13 protein-coding genes and 1 other RNA gene are annotated in these 24,374 nt (G+C 33.9%); 10 read left to right on the forward strand and 4 right to left on the reverse strand.

The features are described 5' to 3' along the window. Positions 1–8: 8 nt before the first annotated feature. From FHR24_RS00925 to FHR24_RS00965, 9 genes are all read left to right on the forward strand, one after another. Positions 9–947 (forward strand): aldo/keto reductase, encoded by a 939-nt coding sequence (locus FHR24_RS00925; RefSeq protein ID WP_208412269.1) that lies wholly within the window; start codon positions 9–11, stop codon positions 945–947. A gap of 4 nt (positions 948–951) precedes the next feature. Continuing rightward, positions 952–1,968 (forward strand): zinc-binding alcohol dehydrogenase family protein, encoded by a 1,017-nt coding sequence (locus FHR24_RS00930; protein WP_167182534.1) that lies wholly within the window; start codon positions 952–954, stop codon positions 1,966–1,968. A 10-nt stretch (positions 1,969–1,978) separates the two neighbouring features. Next, positions 1,979–3,238, forward strand: coding sequence for an L-fucose:H+ symporter permease (gene fucP / locus FHR24_RS00935; protein ID WP_167182537.1), 1,260 nt, complete (start codon positions 1,979–1,981; stop codon positions 3,236–3,238). Between the two features lie 4 nt (positions 3,239–3,242). After that, positions 3,243–3,923 carry an L-rhamnose mutarotase gene (locus FHR24_RS00940; RefSeq protein ID WP_167182540.1) on the forward strand — a complete coding sequence of 227 codons (681 nt, stop codon included), beginning with the start codon at positions 3,243–3,245 and terminating at the stop codon, positions 3,921–3,923. A gap of 8 nt (positions 3,924–3,931) precedes the next feature. Next, complete coding sequence (locus tag FHR24_RS00945) at positions 3,932–5,449, forward strand: alpha-L-fucosidase (RefSeq protein WP_167182543.1); 1,518 nt, start codon at positions 3,932–3,934, stop codon at positions 5,447–5,449. 3 nt (positions 5,450–5,452) lie between these two features. Further along, on the forward strand, positions 5,453–7,276 hold the full coding sequence (locus tag FHR24_RS00950) for an arylsulfatase (protein ID WP_243846481.1): 1,824 nt from the start codon (positions 5,453–5,455) through the stop codon (positions 7,274–7,276). Positions 7,277–7,307: 31 nt separating this feature from the next. Beyond that, a complete protein-coding gene (locus tag FHR24_RS00955) occupies positions 7,308–10,109 on the forward strand; it encodes a VPS10 domain-containing protein (RefSeq protein WP_167182546.1) in 2,802 nt (933 codons plus the stop codon). 25 nt (positions 10,110–10,134) lie between these two features. Beyond that, the gene (locus FHR24_RS00960; protein ID WP_167182549.1) at positions 10,135–11,703 is read left to right on the forward strand and encodes a sulfatase family protein; all 1,569 of its coding nucleotides are present in this window, start codon (positions 10,135–10,137) and stop codon (positions 11,701–11,703) included. 381 nt (positions 11,704–12,084) lie between these two features. Further along, on the forward strand, positions 12,085–15,279 hold the full coding sequence (locus FHR24_RS00965; protein WP_167182552.1) for a glycoside hydrolase family 2 TIM barrel-domain containing protein: 3,195 nt from the start codon (positions 12,085–12,087) through the stop codon (positions 15,277–15,279). A 77-nt stretch (positions 15,280–15,356) separates the two neighbouring features. Here the strand turns inward: FHR24_RS00965 and ssrA are convergent. Further along, positions 15,357–15,756: a transfer-messenger RNA gene (gene ssrA, locus FHR24_RS00970) on the reverse strand. Positions 15,757–15,822: 66 nt separating this feature from the next. On the opposite strand from ssrA, the gene FHR24_RS00975 reads away from it, so the two are divergent. Next, on the forward strand, positions 15,823–16,044 hold the full coding sequence (locus FHR24_RS00975; RefSeq protein WP_167182555.1) for a DUF3820 family protein: 222 nt from the start codon (positions 15,823–15,825) through the stop codon (positions 16,042–16,044). Between the two features lie 175 nt (positions 16,045–16,219). On the opposite strand, the gene kdsA is transcribed toward FHR24_RS00975, so the two are convergent. From kdsA to FHR24_RS00990, 3 genes are all read right to left on the reverse strand, one after another. Next, complete coding sequence (gene kdsA, locus FHR24_RS00980; protein ID WP_167182558.1) at positions 16,220–17,038, reverse strand: 3-deoxy-8-phosphooctulonate synthase; 819 nt, start codon at positions 17,036–17,038, stop codon at positions 16,220–16,222. Between the two features lie 147 nt (positions 17,039–17,185). Then, positions 17,186–23,731 carry an alpha-2-macroglobulin family protein gene (locus FHR24_RS00985; RefSeq protein ID WP_167182561.1) on the reverse strand — a complete coding sequence of 2,182 codons (6,546 nt, stop codon included), beginning with the start codon at positions 23,729–23,731 and terminating at the stop codon, positions 17,186–17,188. 135 nt (positions 23,732–23,866) lie between these two features. Further along, a complete protein-coding gene (locus FHR24_RS00990; RefSeq protein ID WP_167182564.1) occupies positions 23,867–24,352 on the reverse strand; it encodes a hypothetical protein in 486 nt (161 codons plus the stop codon). Between the last annotated feature and the right edge of the window lie 22 nt (positions 24,353–24,374).

A 24,374-nucleotide genomic window follows, 5' to 3' on the forward strand; every position in this document is an offset into this window, starting at 1 on the left:
AGAAAATAATGAAACCAACATATATTCAAGGTGATGCTAGTATAAGCCCTTACTTTAACAACCAAAGCCGTTTGGCTTATGGAACTTCTGGACTAGGAGGGGTTTGGGGAGCTGTACAAGAAAGTGAATCTATAGAAGCTCTTTTATACGCTTTAGAAAACGGAGTGTCTGTTTTTGACACCGCTCCATCTTACGGAGAAGCGGAAAATTATTTAGGAAAAGCGTTAAGACAATGGAAAGGCAAAAAACCTTTTGTTAGCACTAAAATAGGAAGGTTAAAAGGTGCAGATGCCTTTGACACAAAACTAGACTATACTCCTGATGGATTAAAACGTAGCTTAGAAAACAGCCTAAATACTTTAGGGGTTTCTAAAATAGATTTGTTATTTCTACACGAACCTCAATTGGTTCCGTTAGCACAAATGGATAGCGTATTAGATACCTTAAAATCTTTTAAAGCACAAGGATTGGTAGACAGGTTAGGAGTTGGTGGTAATCCATCTGCAACATTTATGCCCTACATCACCAAAGAAAATTTTGATGTTGTTTCTGGATTTTTAAAAATGAATGCTTGTAACCTTTCTGCCTTTGATGGAGAAATTCAACAATATCAAAAAGAAAACATTGCTTATTACGCAGCCTCTGCCTTGCACTTTTCATTGTTAGGAAATCGTTTTCAAAAATATGTAGATGAAGGTGTAGACGGTGAATGGGTTACAGAACAAGATTTACAAAACGCAATTGCTGTAAATCAACTAGCCAAAGAATTAGACATGCCTTTGGCAACACTGGCTCAACGTTACTTATTTTCTATCCAAGAAGCAAACAGAATTGTTATGGGAGCAAGAACATTAGCACAAATAAAAGCCACCATTCAAGATTGGAATCAAGGAAAATTACCGCAAGATATTTTTGATAAAATTACACACATCATCACCAAAAAATAAGCTTATGAAAGTAGTTCGTTTAAAACAACCTGGGGAATGGGAAACGCTAGAAATAGCACAACCCACCACTAATTTAGCTAGTGGACAAGCCTTGTTAAAAGTAAAAAAAATTGGAGTTTGTGGTACAGACTTGCATGCTTTTAAAGGACAACAACCGTTTTTTAGTTATCCAAAAATTTTAGGTCACGAGTTGGCCGTAGAAGTTGTTGCCATTGCAAAAGATGTAACCAATGTAAAGGTTGGTGATAAATGTTCTGTAGAACCTTATTACAACAATGTGGTTGGCCAAGCTGTTAAACGAGGAAAAACCAATTGTGGAGAACATTTACAAGTGTTGGGTGTACATGTAGATGGTGGAATGCAAGAGTACTTTGTGTATCCTGCAGAATTTTTACATGCAACCAACTCGTTAACAGATGATCAATTAGCAATGATAGAACCGTTGGCTATTGGTTGTCATGCTGTAGATAGAGCTGCTATTCAAGAAGATGATATTGTGTTGGTTATTGGTGCAGGCCCTATAGGTTTGGGAACCATTCAATTTGCACAGCTAAAAGGAGCTAGAGTCATTGCCATGGATATTGATGATGCAAAATTGGAACAATGTAAAAAAATCACCAAAGTAAAAGATACAATTAACGTTTTAGGAAACGTAGAAGAAGAGTTGCAAACACTTTTAAATGGAGATTTGCCTACAGTTATTTTAGATGCTACAGGAAATTCAACCTCTATGATGAATACGTTTAAATATGCAGCAGCAGGAGGAACTATTGTATTTATTGGATTGTTTATGGGAGATGTTGTTTTTCACGATCCTTCTTTTCACAAAAAAGAATTGACCTTAAAAGCAAGTAGAGCTGCTATGGGAAGTGATTTTGGAAGAATCATCCGACTGATTGAAGCGGGTAAAATTGATGCGCATTCTTTTATTACACACAGAATTTCTTTTGATGCTGTTCCCACAGAATTTGAAAAACTTTACAAAGAAAAAAACTTAATAAAAGCAATTATAGAACTTTAACAAGCATTCCATGAAATCTAACAAAAAGAACGGTTCCCAATTTTTAGTGCCATTAATAATTGTAATGGCCTTAATGTTTTTTTGGAATTTAAGTAGAAACATAAATGATGTGTTAATTCCGCATTTAAAAAGAGCTTGTCAATTAACCGATTTTCAATCTTCTTTAGTGCAATCTTCCTTTTTTGGAGCTTACTTTTTAGTAGCCTTACCAGCAGGTTGGTACATTCAAAAAAAAGGATATCGTAACGGAATGATTACTGGTTTATTGGTTTCTGCTTTTGGAGCTTTTTTATTTTACCCTGCAGCAGAAACACGTATTTATCCTTTTTTCTTATTGGCTTTGTTTATTATGGCCGCAGGATTTGCCATTTTAGAAGTAACAGCTTCTCCTTATATTGCTAAACTAGGAAAACCAGAAGGTGCCTCTAGTAGACTAAGTATGGCAGCAGCTATCGGTTCTGTAGGTGCTACTATTGCTCCTGTTTTGGCTTCTCTTTTGTTTTTACACGAACAGGACATTCCCCAAGCTACCATAGAAAATTTTAGTCCTAGTAAGCTAGAATCTTTTTTATCTAACGAAGCAGCTTTGGTAAAACCTCCCTATATCATTTTAGGAATTATTTTAGTCGCAATTGCTTTGGTCGTAAAATTTATAAAACTCCCTAAAATTAAAGACGAGCAAAGTGGTGGGAAAAAACCCTTGTTAGATATTTTAAAATTTAAACATACACTATACGGTGTAGGAGCAGAATTTTTTTACGTAGGTGCAGAAGTCGGAATTGTAAGTTTTATTATTCGTTATGCCAAGTGGTTTCAAATACCAGAACTAACAGAACAAAAATCTGCACAATATATTACTGCGTTTATGGCATTGGTATTAACAGGTAGGTTATTGGGAGTTTATATTTTAAAAAGGTTTCAGCCTCAAAAAGTATTAGCCTTTTGTAGCATTAGTGCTTTCATCATGGTGACTATGGCCATTGTAACCAACGGCTATTTTTCATTGGCTTGTTTATCAATAGTAGGGTTATTTACCTCTATTGTATACCCTATTATCTTTAGTTTAAGTATGAAAGATTTAAAGGAATATACCAAAACAGGTTCTTCTGTGTTTTTATTGGGAATTGTAGGGGGAGCTATAGTACCTCCTTTAATGGGCTATATTTCAGACACTGTCGGAATTAAATTTTCTTTTATTATTCCACTTATTTGTTATGTATACTTATTGTTTTTTGCTGTAAAAGGACATATTGTAAAAATAAAAGCTTAGTGTTATGAAACCTTCTCTATTTCGTCGATTTACTTATTTAGTGAGTGATGCAATTTTTAGTATTAATTTTTTAGAAAAAATCAATGCTAAAGAAACAAAGCAAAAACTACACAAGGCAGGAATTATAACTTTGGAAGTGTATCAAAAAGAAGCTGTTTATTTTCTGTTAATTGACACAATATCATCTTTTAATAGTTTGACATTACAGGGTGTTTTATCGAATTTAGGAATTACTATTATCAACTTTTCTTTTGAAAAAACTCCTTTGGAACGTATTTATGAATTAGATCAAAAAGAGATCTACAAACCCAAAACAGGACAATTAAAAACAACGACAACTCCCTACAAAAGATTTGTTTGGACTTTATTATTGCAAAAAGACTCTGAACTTATTGCTGAATACAAAAAAGTACACAGCATAGGACAAGCTTGGCCAGAAATTACAACCAACATGAAATCTGTGGGTGTAAAAGACATGGAAATCTACCTAGCTGGAACACAAGCTATTTTAATTATGGATACCATTCCTGACTTTAATTTAGAAGTAGTCGGACCAAAATGGCAACAAATGCCTAGAGAAACAGAATGGCAAACCTATGTTTCTAAATTTCAGAGAACAAATCCAGAAAGCTCTATTCAAGAAAAATGGCAAGACCTAAACTTGATTGCATCTATTTTAAAATAAAAAACATCATGAAAAAAATAATTTTAATAGTAACCATTTCTTTATTAGCTACATGTCAATCTAATAAAAAAAAGGACGAAGCTACGACTACTGAAACTCCTAAAATTACCTACCAAGAAAACTGGGAGAGTTTGCAACAATATCAAATTCCACAATGGATGAAAGATTCTAAATTTGGAATTTTTATTCACTGGGGACCAAACTCTGTTGCAGAAAAATATACCGATTGGTATCCGCGTTGGATGTATTCTGACAAAGGAGTGGCCAACCCTCAAACAGGAATTGTTACAAACGGAAAACCACACCCAGCAGTAGCATATCATAAAAAGAAATTTGGAGATCAAAAAGAGTTTGGATACAAAGATTTAATTCCTATGTGGACCATGGAAAACTTTGACCCAAAAGAATGGGTAAGTTTGTTTAAAAAATCAGGAGCGCAATACATAGTGCCTGTAGCGGAACACCATGATGGTTTTGCTTTGTACAAATCTAGCATTACACCTTGGAATGCAGTAGACATGGGGCCTAAACGTGATGTTTTAAAGGATTTATCTGAAGAAATAAAAAAGCAAGGGTTGATTTTTGGTCTAAGTTCTCACTTAGCTTTTAACTACAATTTCTACAATCAGCAACCTTACTTTGACAATTCCAATCCTAAATATACTGATTTGTATGCACCTCCTCATAAAATGGGAGACTCTGTAAGTTCTGATTGGTTGGCAAAAACATGGTGGCCTAGAACTAAAGAAATTATAGATTTATACCAACCTGATATTTTATGGTTTGACTTTTATTTAGATCGTCCAGAATTTGCTCCTTATCATAAAAAATTAGCAGCTTACTACTACAACTCTGGTTTAAAAAGAAACAAAAATGTGGTCTTACAAACTAAAAATTATAAGTACGAATCTTATAAAACAGGAACACACATGTTAGATTTAGAAAGATCTAAAATGGACAATATTAAAAAAGAATATTGGCAAACAGATACATCTATAGGAAAAAACTCTTGGTATTATGCGACCAACTGGATTCCAAAATCGGCAGAAGATTTGGTGGCAGATCTAGTAGACATTGTTTCTAAAAATGGATGTTTATTATTAAATATCGGCCCTAGAAAAGACGGAATTATCCCAGAAGATCAAAAGAAAACATTGTTAGATATTGGTGCCTGGTTAGCAGTAAATGGAGAGGCTATTTATGGTTCTAAATATTACGAAATTTATGGAGAAGGACCAACCGAAACCGCAACAGGACATTTATCTGAGGATAAAAATAAAGGATTTACCCAAAATGATATTCGTTTTACAACGAATCATAAAAACTTATATGTAACGGTTTTAAAAACTCCAACCAAAGACATTCACATCAAACATTTAACAAAGGGAAAAATGGAAATTAAATCTATTGAATTGTTAGGTTCTAATGCTAAAATTGAATTCAAAAAATCTGCTACAGGAACTACTATTAAATTACCTAAGAATGTAGATTTAAATTATGCTTGGGTATTTAAAATAAAGCAATAAAATATGTTACTCAAAGAATTAAAACCTTCAATTTCACTATTGTTAAGAATGTTTTTTACGGTCTTAACAATATTGTCTTTCTATAAAGGGAACTCTCAAACATCAAACGGACAAAAACCAAATGTTATCATTATCCTTACAGATGATCAAGGTTATGGAGATTTAAGTTGTCATGGCAATCCTTATATCCAAACACCCAACATGGATCAGTTGTACTCGGAGTCTGTTAGATTTACAAACTTTCATGTAGACCCTACTTGTGCTCCTACAAGAGCTGCTTTAATGACGGGTAAATATTCTCATCATGCAGGTGTGTGGCATACAGTAGCTGGAGGAAATTACTTAAGAAGTTCAGAAAAAACAATGGGTGATGTGTTTAAAGCATCAGGATACAAAACGGCTATGTTTGGTAAATGGCATTTAGGTGCTAATTACCCATACAGACCTATGGACAGAGGTTTTGAAGAATGGCTAGGGAATGGAGATGGAGGAACTGGAACCACTGATGATTGGTTTGATAACGACCGAGTAAACGATCATTATTGGCACAATGGAGAAAGAGAAAAACACGAAGGTTATGCTCCTGATGTCTTTTTTAACAAGGCGATGGACTTTGTTAAAAAAGATCATAAGAAACCATTTTTTATGTATTTAGCTACTTATCTGCCACACGATCCACACTCTGTTCCAGATCCATCTCTAGCAGAAATTTATGGAGAAAAAGTTCCAAAAAACATTGCTTATTTCTATGCGGGTATCAATCGTATTGACCAAAATATTGGAAAGCTTAAAAAGGTTTTAGAAACCTCTGGAAAAGCAGACAATACTATTTTAATTTTCATGTCAGACAATGGAGGGATTACAGGAGTTAGACTTTACAACGCAGGTATGCGAGGTAAAAAAACACAAGCTTACGAAGGAGGACATAGGGTTCCGTTCTTTATTAAATGGCCAAAAGGACATTTAGCACACGGAAAAGAAGTAAAGGATTTAACAGCACACATTGATATTTTACCAACCTTAGTTGATTTATGTCACTTAAACCCTAGTCCTACAAAATTTGATGGTAGAAGCTTTAAACAGCAATTGTACCAGCCTAGTTTAAACTTAACTAAGCGTACTTTGTTTGTAGAAAACCAACGAACATTTACAGCTCAACAATGGGAAAGAACAGCCGGAATGACCAACAAATGGCGATTGGTACACAATACCGAATTGTACGACATTGTTAACGATCCAGGACAGAAAAACAATGTAATTAACCAACACCCTGATGTTGTAGCCAAAATTCGTAAAGAATTTAAACAGTATTGGAAATTGGTAAGCCCTAACGATCGTGAACTTCCCAAAACTATTGTTGGGCATCCAAACGACAAAGAAACTTATCTAACACCATCTGACTGGTATTTACCCAAAGTACCATGGAATCATGCTCAAGTAGCAGAAGGAAAACCTCTGTCTGGTTCGTGGGATGTTCATATTTCAGAATCCGGAACGTATCGTATTGAAGCAAGACGATGGCCTAGAGAAGCAAACACTCCTATTTGCGGAATTCCAACATTTTCCAAAACAATAGATGCTTGGAAAAAAGACGGTAAAGTAGATAGATTATTATATGGTAGAAAAATGAAAGCTCTGCCTGTAAAAACAATCACCCTTGAAGTTGGCAAATATCAAGAAAAGACGAGTATTTCTAACACAGATACCCATGTGATTTTTGATGTTAAATTGCCAAAAGGAGATACCCGTATACAAAGTCAAATGCTAGATGCTAATGGAGAAGTTATTGCAGGTACATATTATGTATACATCACCAAACAAGACTAAAAGAATCTAATTTTCACCAACTGTTCTTATCATGAAACATATATTTAAACTGTTTTTAGTATTTATTCTATCAATTAATTTAGGTACTCAAGCACAAAATTCTTTTATAAAGAAATTAAAAACAGAAAAGGTAAGCTCTACCAATACCATTACTTGGTCACAAGTTTCTCCAGGAAATGCGGGTTATGCAAACTTTATCCGCTTCCACCCTACTATTTCTGGAAAGGTTGCCATATCTCAAGATATGTGGAATCATTACCAAAGTGATAATAATGGAGCAAGATGGTACAGTACTGTAGATTATGATGGAGACGGTCGTTTTGGTCGTATGTTAGATGTAGAGTGGTGTTATACAGATGCTAAAACAGCTATTTCAATATCGACTTCAGAATTGTGGGTATCTCGTGATACTGCACGTACTTTTGAGTTGGTAAAAAACTGCCCTTGGTACAACACAGATGCAGATGGATCTGACAAAGCAAGTTGGCGAAAAAAAGTAGCCGCTGTTGCCATTGATCCAAATGATGCAAATACTTGGTTTGTAGCAGGAGGAAACAATATACGCGGACAAGATTGGATGTCTTATTTAAATAATGCTAAGGCAAAACAACCTCATGGAAAACCTTCGGAATATGAAGGAAAGCTATGGAAAACTGCCAATGCAGGAAAATCTTGGAAACTGATTACAAAGGAGTTAAATCCTAAAGCACAAATAGGAAGAATAATTGTAAACCCAAAAAACTCTAAACAAATTTTTGCCTCTTCAACACACGGTTTGTACAAGTCAGAAAACGGAGGAAAAAGCTGGAATCAAATTGGACAAAAGGATTTAGACAACAATATTATCATGGATATGGATTTTTATTTCCATCCTAAAACCAAAAAATTTATTCTTTATGTAATAGATCAGGTTCAGTACCATCCTAACGGAAAATCTACCAAATGTAGTGGAGGAGTTTTTGTAAGTAACAACGAAGGAAAATCATGGAAAATCATTAACGGAGATTTAGGCTTAGATATTAATCAACTAACGGGTGGTGTTCCTAAAAGCTACTATCAATTTCTTAGCAGATGGTTTGGTATTTCACTTGCACAGGCAAAAAAACAATACCCAGAAAAACCAAAAGAAGCCTTACAGTATTTTAATCAACTTAGTACAGACCCTAGCATACAAGGTAGAATTTATGTAGGTTTTGACGATCCACATCATAAAAAATCTATTGTTCCTGGTAGACTTTGGGTTACAGAAAACAACGGAAAACATTGGGTAAATACTGCTAGATTATTTAGCAATATCTGGAAAAATGATGCTGCATATTGGGAATCTCGCAACAATCCGTGGCAACAAAACATGAAAGCTGGACATGCACATTATCCTATCCAATGGGGAGACATTTATCCGCTTCGCGCGAGCAGAGGTTTTGATGTAGGAGCCGATGGAAGTGTCATGATGATTAACGGACACAATACCTTTTTAAGCACCAATGCAGGAAAAAGCTGGAAACAAGTAGATGAAGACTACAGCCCTTCTGGAGCTATTATAGGACATGGAAACAGCAATATGCCTGCCTTAACTATAAAGCAAGACAAACGTGAAGGAATTACCTTGTTAGGAGCAGGAGAACACCGTATGTGGATTCCTGTAAACGATAGCCCTGATGAACGTCAAGCCATAAAATTTATTAAAAGTGCTCCCGAAACTGCTTCTAATTTTGCTTTTGATCCTTACGATGCCAAAACGGTATATTTAACCTCTAACAGACAAGAACACAAACAAAACATTTTTAAGTCTGTAGATGGTGGGCAAACATGGAAAATTCATGGAGTGGCAACTCCTGCTAGCAACCAATGGTTAGATGATTTTTATACCAATGGATTGACTATAGACCCTATCAACAATCAATATATGTATCATGGAATCACCCAAATTGTAAATGCCAAAAGAGGACATGAAGGAGGCTTTTTTAGATCTGAGAATTTTGGAAAAACCTTTACACAAAGCAATAAAGGTTTGCCACAGCCTTGTAGAATTAACGAAATTGTATTTGATCCTAGAGATCCAAGTCGTGCTTCTTTATTTGTAGCGGCACAATACAGCAATGATGGTTATTTTAAACATGCTCCAAGAGCAGAAGGAGGTCTATACCACTCAACAGACAGAGGACTTTCTTGGAAAAAAATAAACACTCCTCAACAAATAAAAGGAGTTCAATTTATTAAAATAGACCATAGCAATCGTATGTATATTACTACAGGTCACAACAAAGGAGGATCAGGAGTTTGGTATACTGATAATTTTGGAAAAAACTGGGAGCAAATTTTTAAATATCCAGGAGCAGAATGTATTGATGTCTCTCCATTTGACAGAAACTTAATAGTAATTACCTGCAGATTTGGTTCTAAAAATCCTGGTGTTTTTGTGAGTAAAGACAGAGGTATAACTTGGGAAAAGAGCAACAAAGGTCTAGTTCAACCACAAGAAATAGAAGATGTAAAATTTGATATTTTAGAAGCTAATAAATTATGGATAGGTTCTTTTGGTACAGGATTTTACAAAGGAACCATTACAAATGTAACTTTACCCATAATAAATATTCATCAAAATTCTATTGAATTTAAGAATCTAAAAAGTCAAAAATTGACTGCAAAAATTGTAAATTCATACTCACAAAATCCAATCGTTTGGAAGTCTGAAAATCCAGCAATAGCCAAAGTTGATCAAAATGGAAATGTGACTCCTATTAGCAAAGGACAGACTAAAATTTGGGCTACTACAGCAGAAGGTCGTTTTTCTGACTATAGTGTAATTACCGTAGCTAAAAACATAAAATAATCACTTGATAATAAATACAATTACCATGAACAAAACAGCCTCCTTTTTACTACTCTTTTTCACGCTTATTAATGTAAGTGCACAGAAAAAACCCAACATTATTTTTATTATGTCCGACGATCATGCTGCACATGCCATAGGTGCCTATGGAGGTAGATTGTCTAGACTAGATATTACACCTAATATTGACAAGTTATCGGAGCAAGGAATTCGTTTTAACAATGCCTTTTGTAACAACGCTATCTGTACACCAAGTAGAGCTTCTATTATATCTGGACAATACCCTCAAACCAATGGGGTGTTAGATTTAGATGATAAATTAGATACCGACAAACAGTACTTGCCTATAGAATTAAAAAAATTAGGATACAGCACTGCGGTAGTAGGTAAATGGCATTTAAAAAACGAACCTGTTAATTTTGATTATTACAAAGTATTACCAAGCCAGGGAAAATACTTTAATCCTACCTTTTTAGAAAAAGGAAAAGGAAATTGGCCAAAAAATAAAGTAAAATCTACAGGACATTCTAGCGATGTTATTACGGACATTTCTCTTGATTACTTAAAAAACAGAGACAAAAAGAAACCTTTTTTCTTAATGCATCATTACAAAGCTCCTCATGACTTTTTTGAGTATGCACCAAGGTATGAAGAATTTTTAGCGGATACCGAAATCCCGGAACCTTCTAGCTTATACTATCAACCTAACTGGGGATCTGAAGGAGTAAGAGGTATTAACGATTCTTTAAAAACATATATTGGTACTTCGGTATCAGACAGGCATATGTACCGTAACTACAATTGGATGTTAAACGGAGGAAAATACAAAGGAAAAGAATCTGCACACCAAGGATACCAAACCTACATGAAACGTTATTTACGTTGTGTAAAAGGTGTAGATGACAACCTAGGACGTTTGTTTGATTATTTAAAAAAAGAAGGTCTTTGGAAAAACACCGTTATCATTTATACAGGAGACCAGGGAATGATGTTGGGAGAGCATGATTTACAAGACAAACGTTGGATGTACGAAGAGTCTATGCGCATGCCATTTATTATGCATTATCCAAAAAAAATCAAACCAAATCAAGTATCTGATTTGTTGATTAACAATACGGATTATGCCCCAACTATGATAGAGTTGGCAGGAGGAAAAACTCCTGAATACATGCAAGGAAAAAGTTTTATAAGAACTTTAAAAGGCAAAGAAGAAATAGACTGGAGGGAAACCACTTATTACCGTTATTGGATGCATATTATTCACCATTATGTACCCGCACACATGGGGGTTAGATCTAAGGATTATAAATTGATTTTTTACTACGGAAAACACTATTTGCCAACTTCAGAATTTAAAAAACACTATTGGGCAAAACAATATTATGGAGTTGATCGTGAAACACCACATACTTGGGAATTATACGATCTAAAAAATGATCCACAGGAATTAAACAACCAATACAACAATCCAAAATACAAAGACATTATTGCCAAGTTAAAAACGCAATTAAAAGAACAAAGAGAAGCTTTAAACGAAACGGACAAAAACTATCCAGAAATTAAAGCCATTGTAGACAAACATTGGAACGATTGATCGTATTAAGTTTAAAACCTAGCTAATATTAAAAAGTACGGTTCAAAAAAATGACCCGTACTTTTTTGATTCTCGATTAAATGAAAAATTAGTAAGCAAATACGTCTATGTACACTAACCTTTTCTTTTTTAGCCTTCAACCTTAAACAGTGTATTAAAATAAAAGTTCTAATACGGGATATTTTCGTAAAATTCAGTAAGCTTTTTATTAGTAAACAGAGGAATATCAGAAAAATCTATTCTTTATAAGTTGATCGTCAATCAATCAGAACAAAAAAAAACTTGCGTTATCTTTTAAAACCATACTAATTATATTCGTAGTGTCGTTCTTCAAAATCTGATTTTAGTAAAGAGATAATAAGAAAAAATAACATTTTAGATATGAATAAAAAAAGAAGTCAACTAACCGTAATTATTTTAGCCTTATTTACTATTCTACTAGCCAACGCACAAGAGTTTAGAAAAGACAAACAAGTCTATACCGTAGGAACAGAACCACATGTAACCACACATTTTGTGTATTCAGATTCCTTAGCAGCTATAAAAGGAAATTATAAAAACTCACCTTATTATAAAAGTTTAGATGGGAGTTGGAAGTTCCATTGGGTGCAAGATGCATCACAAAAACCTACCGATTTTTATAAAACAACTTTTAACGATAAAGATTGGAAAACCATTCCTGTGCCCTCTTGTTGGGAACGTCAGGGTTATGGAGATCCGTCGCATCGTGGTATAGGGAGCTTGGTAAAAGAAGGAAAAATTAAAATTCCAGATGTTCCAAAAAAGGACAATCCTGTGGGGAGTTACAGAACTACTTTTACGGTTCCTAAGAATTGGGACAACAGACAAACAATGTTGCATTTTAACGGAGTTGCGAGTGCTTTTCATGTTTGGGTTAACGGGAAACATGTTGGGTATGATGAAGATTCTATGACAAGTGCTGTGTTTAATATTTCTGATTTTTTAAAAGAAGGAGAAAATACGTTGGCTGTACAAGTGTATCGATGGTCGTCTGGTAGTTACTTAGAATCCGGAGATACTTGGACCTTTAGCGGAATTTTTAGAGATGTGTATTTACAAAGCAGAGCCAACGTACAACTTAGAGATTTCTTTTTTACATCGGACTTAGATGAGAATTACAAAGATGCTGAACTAAACGCAACTTTTAAGGTTTACAATCATACAGACTCTATCATTCAAGGACATAAAGTAAATATTGCAATTTATGATGACAACGGAATTATGGTTCCCAACACCGCATTTAGTTCTAAAAAAGTAGGATGGAAACAAGGTTCACCCGGAGCAGAAAGTGTTTTGGAGTGTAAAACAACCATTCAGAACCCTAAAAAATGGTCTGCAGAACATCCTAATTTATACACCATTGTAATGACTTTGGTAGATAAAGAAGGAAAAATCATAGAGGTTACTCAATGTCCTTTTGGTTTTAGAGAAATTGAAATGAAGAATTTACAGGTTCATATTAACGGAAAACCAATATTGTTTAAAGGAGTAAATAGAGGAGAAGCAGATCCTGAGCATGGAAAAACCTTGACGGAAGCATCTATGATTCAAGACATTTTGCTAATGAAACAACACAATATCAATTCGGTTCGTTCTAGTCATCACCCAAACGATCCTCGTTGGTATGCGTTGTGTGATCAATATGGATTGTATGTCATGGATGAAGCTTTAGAATCTCCAGATTATTCCATTCGTGGAAACTCTTTACCAGGGAGCGATATTTCTTGGTTGGCAACTTCTTTAGACAGAGCGGTGGCTATGGTAGAAAGAGCTAAAAATCATCCTTCTATTATTTTTTGGTCCTTAGGAAATGAGTCGGGTTACGGAAAAAACTTTGCGTTGATGAGTGATTATATCAGAAGATTTGATCCTTCTCGTCTAATTTCTTACGATGGTCGTGAAACTGATATGTGGGAAACCAAAGATTATTTTGACATCAACAGTTCTATGTATCCTTTTATAGAAGACGATCCTAAGCAAAAACATTGGAAATTGTTGAGCTTTTGGGCTAAACCAAAATACAACAAACCTTATATTATGATTGAGTATGCTCATGCTCAAGGAAATTCCTTAGGGAATTTTGGAGAGTATTGGAGAGTGGTAGAAAAAAATCCATCGTTTTTAGGAGGTTATATTTGGGATTGGGTAAACCAAACGTATAATGAAACTACTGCGGATGGAATACAATATCAAAGTCATAAATTAGAATACCATCCAGAAGAGGGGGTAAACATCAATTCAGATTTTTCTATAATAGACCGTCCTAATGATGGTTGTGCCAAAGGAGTGGTGTTTGCAGACAGAACTCCAAAACCTTCTTTGTTAGAGGTTAAAAAAGCACAACAATTTATAGAGATTAAAGCAGATGAAGCTCAACAAGGTGTTTTTTACGTTAAAAATAAGTACAACTTTACCAACTTAAATGAGTTTAAAGGAAGTTGGAAATTGCTAAAAAATGGAGATGTTGTTAAAAAAGGTGAAATTCCATCTTTAGAGATTGTTCCAGCAACCAAGAAACGTTTTAGTGTAAAACTTCCAACATTAGATACTTCATCAGAATATACGTTGAATTTTAGTTATCAATTAAAGAATGCAACCGTATGGGCAAAAGAGGGTTTTGAAGTAGCCAAAGAAGAAATTATACTACAAAAAAGAATGCCTGTAGTAAAAGAAGCTTCGGGAACTGTAGTTGTAAAAGAGACATCTAAAGCATTCATTGCGAGTGGTAAAAACTTTAAGGTTTCTATTGATAAAAATTTGGGAACCCTTACTTCTATCCAAATAAATAAAAAGGAATTGATAGCACAAACCGGAGAGATTAAAGGACCTAAGTTAAATATATATCGTTCTCCTATAGAAAATGACCAACATTATATAAAAGGATGGAAAGCAGCTCAACTTAAAAATTTAAAAGAGCAGGTTATCTCTGTTCGTTCTAAAAAAGTAAACAAATCTTTAATAGCTGTTACTATTGTTAAAAATTTTGCCTCAGATTCTATCAGTTTTACGCATAAATGTGTGTACGAAATTAATGGAAAAGGACAAATTACTTTAAAAAACAAATTGACACCTACTGGAGGAAAAAGCATAGAAACACTACCAAGAGTTGGTTTAAAATTAGGATTGGTTGCAGGCTTAGAAAATGTAAATTGGTACGGAAGAGGACCTCAAGAAAATTATCCTGATCGTAATGAATCTGCTTTTTTAGGAAACTATAAATCTACCGTTACTAATTTGTTTACACCTTATTTAACACCTCAAGAAAACGGTGCTCGTTCTGATATTCGCTCAGTAGCACTTTCTTTTAAAAACAGAAAAAAGGCTACTGTTCACATTACATCAGACACTCCTTTTGTTTTTTCTGCCTTGCATTACGATGCTAGTGATTTGGATAAGGCTATTCGTCCACAGTTTTTAAAAGAGCGAAAAGAAACTATTTTATGTCTAGATACTAAAATGTTAGGATTGGGAAATGCTAGCTGTGGACCTAAACCTTTAAAAGAATATTTAGTGCCTGTAAAAGAGTATGAATTTAATTTTACGCTAAGTTTTTAATCATCTGAGTCTTTCTAAAATAATTAAAAAACAAAAAAGTCCTGATAAGAAATTTATCAGGACTTTTTATTTATGGATTGTGGAGGTGCCGGGAATCGAACCCGGGTCCAAACAAGCAACTTCGTAGCTTTCTACATGCTTAGTTTTTATCAAATTTTCGTCAAGAAGCTAGTCAAAAACAACTTACCTCAAGCTTAACTTATTGAGTTTCGAAAACGCAGCTAAGTAATACGTTTCCTATCTAGACTTTTACGACATCTCTAAATTGCACGCGGTCTATCAGCGCTGGCATGAGATGCATAGCTTGCTCACCTTGTGAGCCTAGGCCTTATCTTACTATTAATTCAGATAATTAGGCAGCCATGGCGAAAGATTCTTCACCGTTTATTGTTGTGGAACCTCGATTTACGAGAATGAACTCCATCTCTCGGCATGCTTACTAGTCAATTGATCTCGCTGTCAAAACCAGTCACCCCCATAATTTCAAAGAAGTTTGCAAATGTATATATTTATACGCTCAAAACATATACCAATATACAAATAATGAACAATTTGTCAGATAAAGAATATTTAATAAAACTTGCCAATACCAAAATGCCCTTTGGAAAGTATAAAGGCTACGATTTAATTAACCTGCCAGAGCATTATATTGTTTGGTATAGAACTAAAGGATTTCCCGCAGGGACTTTAGGCAAAATGATGGCAGAGGTATATGAATTAAAATTAAATGGATTAGAAGATCTTATTAGGCAACTTAAAAAATAAGTAGAGAGTACTGAATTATTTAACAGAATAAAACAAAAAAGGACTAGAAAATTATTTTTCTAGTCCTTTTTAAATATAATCTCGATACAATTTTCCATTGTTACACTTCAGAAAATCATCATAAGGTCATCAAATGTAGTCGAAACACACAGTTCTCGACTCCGCTCGAACACCTCTATAAAGTATTGATCACTTTTCTAATAGCCGTTAAATCTGTCATTAATTTTTCTAAATATTGAATATCTAACATATTGGCTCCGTCAGATTTTGCATTTGCTGGATCAAAATGTGTTTCTATAAACAAACCATCTACTCCTGCTGCAATTCCTGCTCTTGCAATGGTTCCAATCATATCTGGTCTACCTCCTGTTACACCGCTTGTTTGGTTAGGCTGTTGTAACGAGTGCGTTACATCTAAAACCGTAGGTGCAAATTCTCTCATTTCAGGAATCCCTCTAAAATCTACAATCATATCTTGATACCCAAACATGGTTCCTCTATCAGTAATCCAAGCTTTTTCTGAACCTGCATCTTTCACTTTTTGAACCGCGTGTTGCATAGCTCCAGGACTCATAAACTGTCCCTTTTTTAAGTTGACAACTTTACCTGTTTTTGCAGCAGCCACCACTAAATCTGTTTGACGAACCAAAAAAGCCGGAATCTGTAATACATCTACATATTCTGCTGCTTTCTCAGCATCCGAAATTTCGTGAATGTCTGTAACCGTAGGTACATCAAAAGTTTCGGAAACTTTGCGTAATATTTTCAAAGCTTTTTCATCACCAATCCCTGTAAAACTATCAATTCTAGATCGATTTGCTTTTTTAAAACTCCCTTTAAAAATATAAGGAATGTTTAATTTATCGGTAATAGTTACCACTTGCTCAGCAATTCTTAATGCCATATCTTCTCCTTCTATAGCACAAGGTCCGGCTAGTAAAAAAAAGTTATCGCTGTTTGCGTGTTTAATTCTTGGGATTAGATTTAAGTCCATCTTGTTTTTTATTTCTGTGGGTTCAAAGATACATTTTTACGAAAATCAACAAGTAGTTCTCTATATAATTTTCGTCATTACATTCTGAAAATTACTCGAACTGACATTTTATTGTTATTCTAAAAAAGAAGCTCAAAAAACCGTTAATTACTTCACTTCAATTTTAATTCCTTTACTATGACTGCTAAACTCTGGTGCATACATACTCTGTATGGTGGTAATTCCGTTGCTAAACATTCCTTTATGGCTAACTCTTAAATCGTATTCAAAAACATAAATTCCTTTGTATATTTTATCAAAAAAGAAATGTGTACTAGCATCTTTGGTACTTTGGTAATATCCTAATCTGTCTTGTCTTTTATAGCCAGATAAAACATCTACAGGCTCTAAACCAGCAGCTCTCATGTCTTTCATATGTATAAATTCCATATCTCTGTCTGTAGACAATTCTATTCTTACCGTTAACAAATCACCTACTTTTAAGGTTGTATTTTTACCCAATTCCGTTAATAGCTTTCCTTTAGATGTATTGGTTTTTACAAACACTTTTTTATCAATTTTTAACGGAGTAGTTGCCGATTTAATTTTGTCTAAATCCTCAAAATACTGCCAATACAATCCTCCCCAAGCAAGACCTTTGTCCTTTTTGGTTAACGTAACTGTACCCATTTCTTTATTAATTTCTGCTGGTTTCCATTGGGTTTTAAAATAACCTGTACCTGCTTCTGGCTTTACCTCTTTTAAATTATTTGCCTTTAATTCTTTTCCTCCAATAGTTATTCCTACCGATTCATCAATAGCCAACCAATCAGAACCTTGTAATAGCAAAGCATACACAGCTTCGCTAGTTGCTTTGGTGGTTTTCCACTGTTGCGTTTGTTTGTTTTTAAGCAACCACTTTTTTAAATGATCAATAGTTTTGGTTTCTTTTCCTATTTCAGAAAAAGCTTCTATTAGCAAACTTTGAGTTTCTATAGGAGATTGATACCAATACCAACTCGCTTTATTTTCTTTCCAATACATTCCCATTTCATCGGTAGTAATGCTATTTTCTTCTAGAGAACTTAACACACTATTAGCCATTTTTAAACGGTTATTTCTGTACTGAATTAAGCCAATTAACCCTTTATTGTACAAACTTTCTTGTTTCCAATATTTTGTGGTTTGATGAAAATAATAATCCACAGCCTCTTTTAACTTTTTATTATTAATTTGCTGTATATCAAAACTATGGATGTATAAATATTGCAACTGAACACTGTACAAATGTTTTTTATTTAAATAATCTTGAGCCAACAACACTCCTTCTTTTTCAGTTTTTGCTTTTGATTTTATGTTTTCTGCATATACCAACAATTGTTTATAATCCTCTAACAATTCTGCATCTAAAAAAGCTTGAGCTTTGGTCATCATTTCCTCAATCTTTTTATTTTGCATGCTTACTCCCAAATGTTTTAAATGCGCAAATCCTTGTACAATATGTTGTGTAATATATCTGTTAGGGCGATCTGATCCGCTAAACCAAGGAAAACCTCCATTATAAAACTGCATTTCTTCTAGTTTTGCAATAGCACGCTCTAAATTGTTTTCCATTTTAGACAAATTGAACAACAAAGCAATTCTCTTTTTTTGTTCCGTTTCTGATTGTGCACTTCTTAACCAAGGAGTTTCTTGAATAATGATAGATTTTAACTCTTGATTTTTTTCCAAATTACTCACCAAAGCATCTGAATTTTCCCATTGCTCAAACACCTTTTTAATTTTAGGATTTGAATTTACAATGTGACTTGCCAATTGATTTGCATAATATCTTGCAAAAGTTTGTTCTGCACACTCATGCGGATATTCCATTAAATAAGGCAATGCTTGTATGGCATACCATGCCGGATTAGACGTTATTTCTAACGTTAATTGATGTTGTTTTAAAGTCTGCGAAATATTTCTTTTAAGTCCTTCTAACGTAAAGGTTTTAGTCTCGCCTCCGTTTACCCACAAAGGCAAGGTTTCTGTAACCAACATTCGGTTAGACAATACCGGGAGTACATTTTGCTCACCATCTGAATAATTATTACTAGCCGCTACTACTTTGTATTGTACTGCCGATACATTTTCTGGTATTTGCAATTCCCAAACTACTGATGTATTGCCTTGGCTTGCAATTGCAAAATCTTTTGTAGTTGGATTGTTTTGCAACAACGCATCTATATTTTTACCAGTAATCGCATCTGTTAACTCTAACTTTACTTTTCCTTGCTGTACCTCTTTACTTAAATTGGCAATTTTAGCACTAAACGTAATAGCATCACCTTCTCTTAAAAATCTTGGTGCGTTAGGCGTTACCATTAATTGCTTTTGTGTAACGGTGTTTAATCTTTCTACACCTGTATTTAACTCTTTGTCATGCGCTAACAATTGCAACTTCCACTTGGTTACATCTTCTGGCATGGTAAATTCAAAAGAAATTTCTCCGTTTTTATCCGTTTTAAGTTGCGGAAAAAAGAAGGCCGTTTCATTAAAATTGGTTCTTGCTTTTACCGCTCCTAATTGTGCTTCTAATTTTTTAGCTCCTGCTTTGGTGGTTACTACAATAACTCCATTAGCACCTCTTGTTCCATATATAGCTGTTGCTGCTACATCTTTTAATACATCAATAGCTTCAATTTCACTTGCTGCCAATCCAGGATCTTCTTCTGTAGGCACACCATCCACCACATACAAGGGTTTGTTACTAGCATCAAAAGAAGAAGTACCTCTAACTAAAATAGTATCTTCAACCTTCTCAAATTTTTCAGGTGATGGTGGAGACATCACCGAAACAGCCCCTGTCATCTCTTTCTTTTTTTGTGCTCCATAACCTACAACAACTACCTCTTCTAGATCTGTATTACTTTCTTGTAGATTTATAATATAATGATTGTAGTCTTTATTTATTTTTAAAGTCGCTTTTTTATACCCTAAATAATGTAGGTTCAATACATCATTATCCTTAGCTTTTAGCTTTGCTTCTCCCTCAAAATTTGTAAGGGTTGATTTAGAAATTGAAGATCCTGAAACTGTAACTCCAACTATAGGCTGATAATTAGCATCTATAATGGTTAGTTTTATTTGGTCTTTTGCCAAAGTAGCATCGTGTAATTTATTGATGTTATTCAGTTCAAAAACTTTATATCTTATAGAACTAAGGTAATTTCTATGTACATAAGTATTGTTGGTAAAACTAAATCCAAACCAATTAAACTCATCTACATATAACCTATTCCTATGATACAGCCCTCTGTGACCAGACTGACTAACAGACAAGGTATGTGTGTGAAAATTAGCATATGAATTGATAGAATTACTAGTTCTATATGTAGACAATTGTATGGGATTAAAACTCCAACTATGAGGTTTAAACTGATCCAAAGAAACATCGTACATAGAAGCCAACACCTCTGCAGTTGCATTTTCTTTTTCTGTCCCTTTTATTTTAAAACTCCATTTTTGCGTAGCTCCTGGCTGTAGTAAATCTCTAAACGTGCGTGTTTCTATATGCAAGCCTCTTGGTTTGTGAGGAACCGTTACGTTTAAAACACCACTGTCTAACACATTGTAATTTACCCTGTGCCATTTAATTGCAAAACCACCTCTGTCTTTTTCGGTTACGGGAATTTTAATCTTTTTTATTTGATTGTTTAATTCAATTTGATGAATGGCAATTGTTTTATGATCTTTTTCTACCTCCACAAAAACGGTGATGTTTTTTGCTGATGAACCTACAGAAAGTACTACTTTATCTTTAGGTTGATACACATCTTTATCTAAAGAAATTTGAAACAGTTGGTTGTCTGCTACTTTTTTAGCTTTAGGATTGTAAAAGGTAACTCTCTGTTCATCTTTTACCAATTGTCCCCATTTGTCTTTAGATTCTGCAACAACAATGTATTGTCCTAATTCCCAATTTTTTGTTTTTCCTAAACTGATTTCTGGTTCTTTTTCCGTATCAAAATCTTTAGAAAACACCAATACTCCTTTTTCCCACTTGTTAGGATCTTGATCTTCTTCTTTATAACTTTCAAAAGGAAATAATTTGGCATATTCTTCTTTAGAAAAAGTTTGAATATCTGGCTTTGACCAAGGTCTTTTTCTATATACTGTTTGTGGTGCTATTAACTTGTAAATTTTAAGGGTTCCTTGTGTGGCAACAAATTGTCCGTTTAAATTTTCGCTGTCTATTTTTATCTCATTTTCATCACAAACATCCATGTTATTTTTAACAGACAATTCTAAATTTAAGGTATGATATCCTACAGCAACTTCGGTTTCTGTACTTCTAGTTTCTCCATTAATATCCGTAACATCCGCATAAACGGTATAGTAAAACGTAGGCTGATTTTTGGGATCTAAACTCACATCAGGAAATGCTTTAAACACAATATTATAATTCCCGTTGGCATCGGTTGTGGTGGTTCCGTGCTCAATTTCTGTTGGAGCTTTTGGAGTACCCCACCAGTACCACCTAGGGAACTTGGCTTTTCTAACCACTCTATACTCCACTTTTGCATTTGTAATTTTACTGCCAGACAAAGCAGTAGCTTCTCCTTTTACCGTAATAGAATCGTTTACTTTGTAGGTTTCTTTTACAGGCTTAAAAGAGGTTTCAAACTTAGGTCTTTTGTATTCTTCTACAGAAATTTTGGTAGCTACATAACTTGTGCTCTGTCCATTTCTAAAAACTTTAAAACTGTATTGTCCATTTAATCCGCTAATAGGCAAATTAAAAGTAGAGGCTACAGAACCAAATTCATTTAAATCTAAACTTACTCTTTGTACTTCTTGATTGTTGACATCATACAAAGCAACCTCTACCGTTTCGTCTGTTAGAATTTCTGTGTTTTCTCCTTTCTTTTTTAAAACAATGGCTTTAAAATATACTTTTTGTCCCGGTCTGTAAATACTTCTATCCGTAAACACAAACGGTTTGTAGTAAATTTCTGTGCTAGGATTGTAGTTATTACGGCTGTACATATAAATATTACCAAAGTAAGCCGTATCTGTTTCTGTGGTTACTTTGGCTGTTACGTTTCTGTAATAATGATTGTTTTTAAATTCAAACATCCCGTTTTTATCAGTGGTAAAATCTTTGTTTATTTTATAATAGTTTCTACGCTTATAATCTTCATTTTCTAAATGAACTTTTGCATTGTTGTAGGCACTACCGTTTTGTCTGTTTAGCACCTGAAAAACATGATTTTCTTTTTTTAAGAACGTTATATTGGTTTTCTGAAAATAGCTATACCTATTATTTTTTTGATTTTTATTGTATTTCCCTACCAAAAGATACTGTCCTTGTGGAACGTTTGGTACTAATACTTCTGTACTGTGTTTTTGGTAATCTTTTTGATTTGATAAAACTGATGTCCACTCTTTAAAAACCGTTAAAGTGTTGATTAGAGAATCTCTTTTTCTGTATACTTTTGCATTTTTTAAGTACTCATATTCTTTTGCATTCAACTTGTAAATGGTTCCATAAAATGCATTTACATTTCTATAAGAAATTAATGCTTTTGTTTGTTGATTCACAGATACATATTCCTCTATTTTACAAGACACCTCTTTGTATTTGATAGAATTTATCAATGCTTTGTACTTGCTAGACAAAGAATGTTCTGGGTATTTTTGTAATAATTCCTCACAAATCTCTAGTGCTTTTAAAAAATCGTATTGATGTTTTTGGTTTGATGAATTATAGGTTTCTGCAAAATCATAGTACGTTTTTGCTATTTCAAAATCTATAAAAGCTCTTGCTACCGAAGATTTGTGTTTTTGTTGAATCTCTTTCAAAAAAGCCAATTTTAGCTGATCAAAATCGGCAATAGTTGTATTGTCTTTTATGTAATCAACCGCTAGTAATAAGGTTTTAAAATACTCTTGTTGATTTCTTTTTTTATGAAACTGAATCAGTTCTTGATACAGTTGTAAAGACTTATATTTAGTAGACAAACTATCTGTAGTTCTAAAAGGATAGGTTTCTATTTGCGTTAGATATTCCTTTTTATCAACCACAAAAGGTTCTTTGGGTTGGGTAATACTACTTTCATTTTCTCTGTAAAAATCTAATGCATTGTAAGCTACAAAATCAAAAAGAGTAACTGTTTCTGTTCCACTTCCATCATTCACTTTTATCAGCTCTTTGTAAGTAGAATAATTTGCTTTTTTTAAATGTTCTTTGTCTTGTAAAGATTCCTTAAAATGATGGTGTATTTGAGCATACAAGGTTTTAATATCCCACGTTCTAAAATCGTTATTTGCCTTTTTGGCCGTTTCTGTTCTGTTGTAAATTCTCCATCTATGTTGTTTAAAATAATCCCAATACATATGAGCCAACATACTATGTAAAAGTGCTTTTTCAGTTTTGTCTTTGGTTCTTTTTATTTCTGATTTAAAATTAGTCACAATGCTTAATTGAGCATTTTCTTCTAGCGTAAGCGCAAATTTACTTTGATACAGTAAACTTTTAATTTTCTGTACTTTGTTCGCTTCATTTACTGCTATCTCATAAATTTTATCTACTTTTTTCAAGGCCGATTTTGGCAATAAATTCAACTCATCTTCATAAACCTTAAGCCACAAATCATCGTATTTACCGGGTGATTTTTGGGCATATATAAAACAAGTAAATAACAACAGAACAAGCAGAAGACTCTTTTTCATAACAGCAGTTTTTTTGAACAAATTAACAATTTATAAACTCTATTAAAGTTTTATAGCAATAAGAATACCGATTTTTTATCACACAAAAAAAGCCCCTGCTACAAACAGAGGCTTTTCCTATTTTTAAATTCTAATCTAAAATTTATAACGAACACCTAAAGCCACCTCTAAAGACAAGTCGCTATCTCCGTTAATAATTCCAATTTCTGGTCTAGTATCTAAAGACAATTGTAATGGGAACTCAAAATTGTATTCAATCCCAACATTTCCTGCTGCATTTACAAAAGTTTCACTGTCTTTTTGTCCCATAAAATCAACCTGAACAGTTCCTAAAGCAGCCCCTGCTCCATAAAACCAATTAAAACCATCAGCCAAAGCACTTAAATCTTTAACCCATTGGTAAGTTCCAGATAATTTGTAGGCATCAACATAGTCTTCACTTCTCAACCCTAAATCTAACTGTAATCTTGTTGCCTCAGACAAGGCTCTTTGGTAAGAAATTTCGTACCCTAAACCATCATTGTCTCCTAAACGCAAACCAATTGCATTCTTAGACAAATCTTGTGCTTGCGATGCCAAACCCGCTAACAGCAATCCTGCTGTAAAAATTAATTTTTTCATAATACTGTTTGTTTTAAAACTC

It is taken from the genome of Wenyingzhuangia heitensis, assembly GCF_011762155.1.
Lineage (GTDB): Bacteria > Bacteroidota > Bacteroidia > Flavobacteriales > Flavobacteriaceae > Wenyingzhuangia > Wenyingzhuangia heitensis.

Bases quoted from the DNA above. Each gene is read 5' to 3' on its own strand.
- FHR24_RS00940 (WP_167182540.1), top strand. From the start codon at position 3,243: ATGAAACCTTCTCTATTTCGTCGATTTACTTATTTAGTGAGTGATGCA.
- FHR24_RS00960 (WP_167182549.1), top strand. From the start codon at position 10,135: ATGAACAAAACAGCCTCCTTTTTACTACTCTTTTTCACGCTTATTAAT.
- FHR24_RS00950 (WP_243846481.1), top strand. From the start codon at position 5,453: ATGTTACTCAAAGAATTAAAACCTTCAATTTCACTATTGTTAAGAATG.
- FHR24_RS00975 (WP_167182555.1), top strand. From the start codon at position 15,823: ATGAACAATTTGTCAGATAAAGAATATTTAATAAAACTTGCCAATACC.
- FHR24_RS00925 (WP_208412269.1), top strand. From the start codon at position 9: ATGAAACCAACATATATTCAAGGTGATGCTAGTATAAGCCCTTACTTT.
- fucP (WP_167182537.1), top strand. From the start codon at position 1,979: ATGAAATCTAACAAAAAGAACGGTTCCCAATTTTTAGTGCCATTAATA.
- kdsA (WP_167182558.1), bottom strand. From the start codon at position 17,038: ATGGACTTAAATCTAATCCCAAGAATTAAACACGCAAACAGCGATAAC.
- FHR24_RS00985 (WP_167182561.1), bottom strand. From the start codon at position 23,731: ATGAAAAAGAGTCTTCTGCTTGTTCTGTTGTTATTTACTTGTTTTATA.
- FHR24_RS00945 (WP_167182543.1), top strand. From the start codon at position 3,932: ATGAAAAAAATAATTTTAATAGTAACCATTTCTTTATTAGCTACATGT.
- FHR24_RS00965 (WP_167182552.1), top strand. From the start codon at position 12,085: ATGAATAAAAAAAGAAGTCAACTAACCGTAATTATTTTAGCCTTATTT.
- FHR24_RS00955 (WP_167182546.1), top strand. From the start codon at position 7,308: ATGAAACATATATTTAAACTGTTTTTAGTATTTATTCTATCAATTAAT.
- FHR24_RS00990 (WP_167182564.1), bottom strand. From the start codon at position 24,352: ATGAAAAAATTAATTTTTACAGCAGGATTGCTGTTAGCGGGTTTGGCA.
- FHR24_RS00930 (WP_167182534.1), top strand. From the start codon at position 952: ATGAAAGTAGTTCGTTTAAAACAACCTGGGGAATGGGAAACGCTAGAA.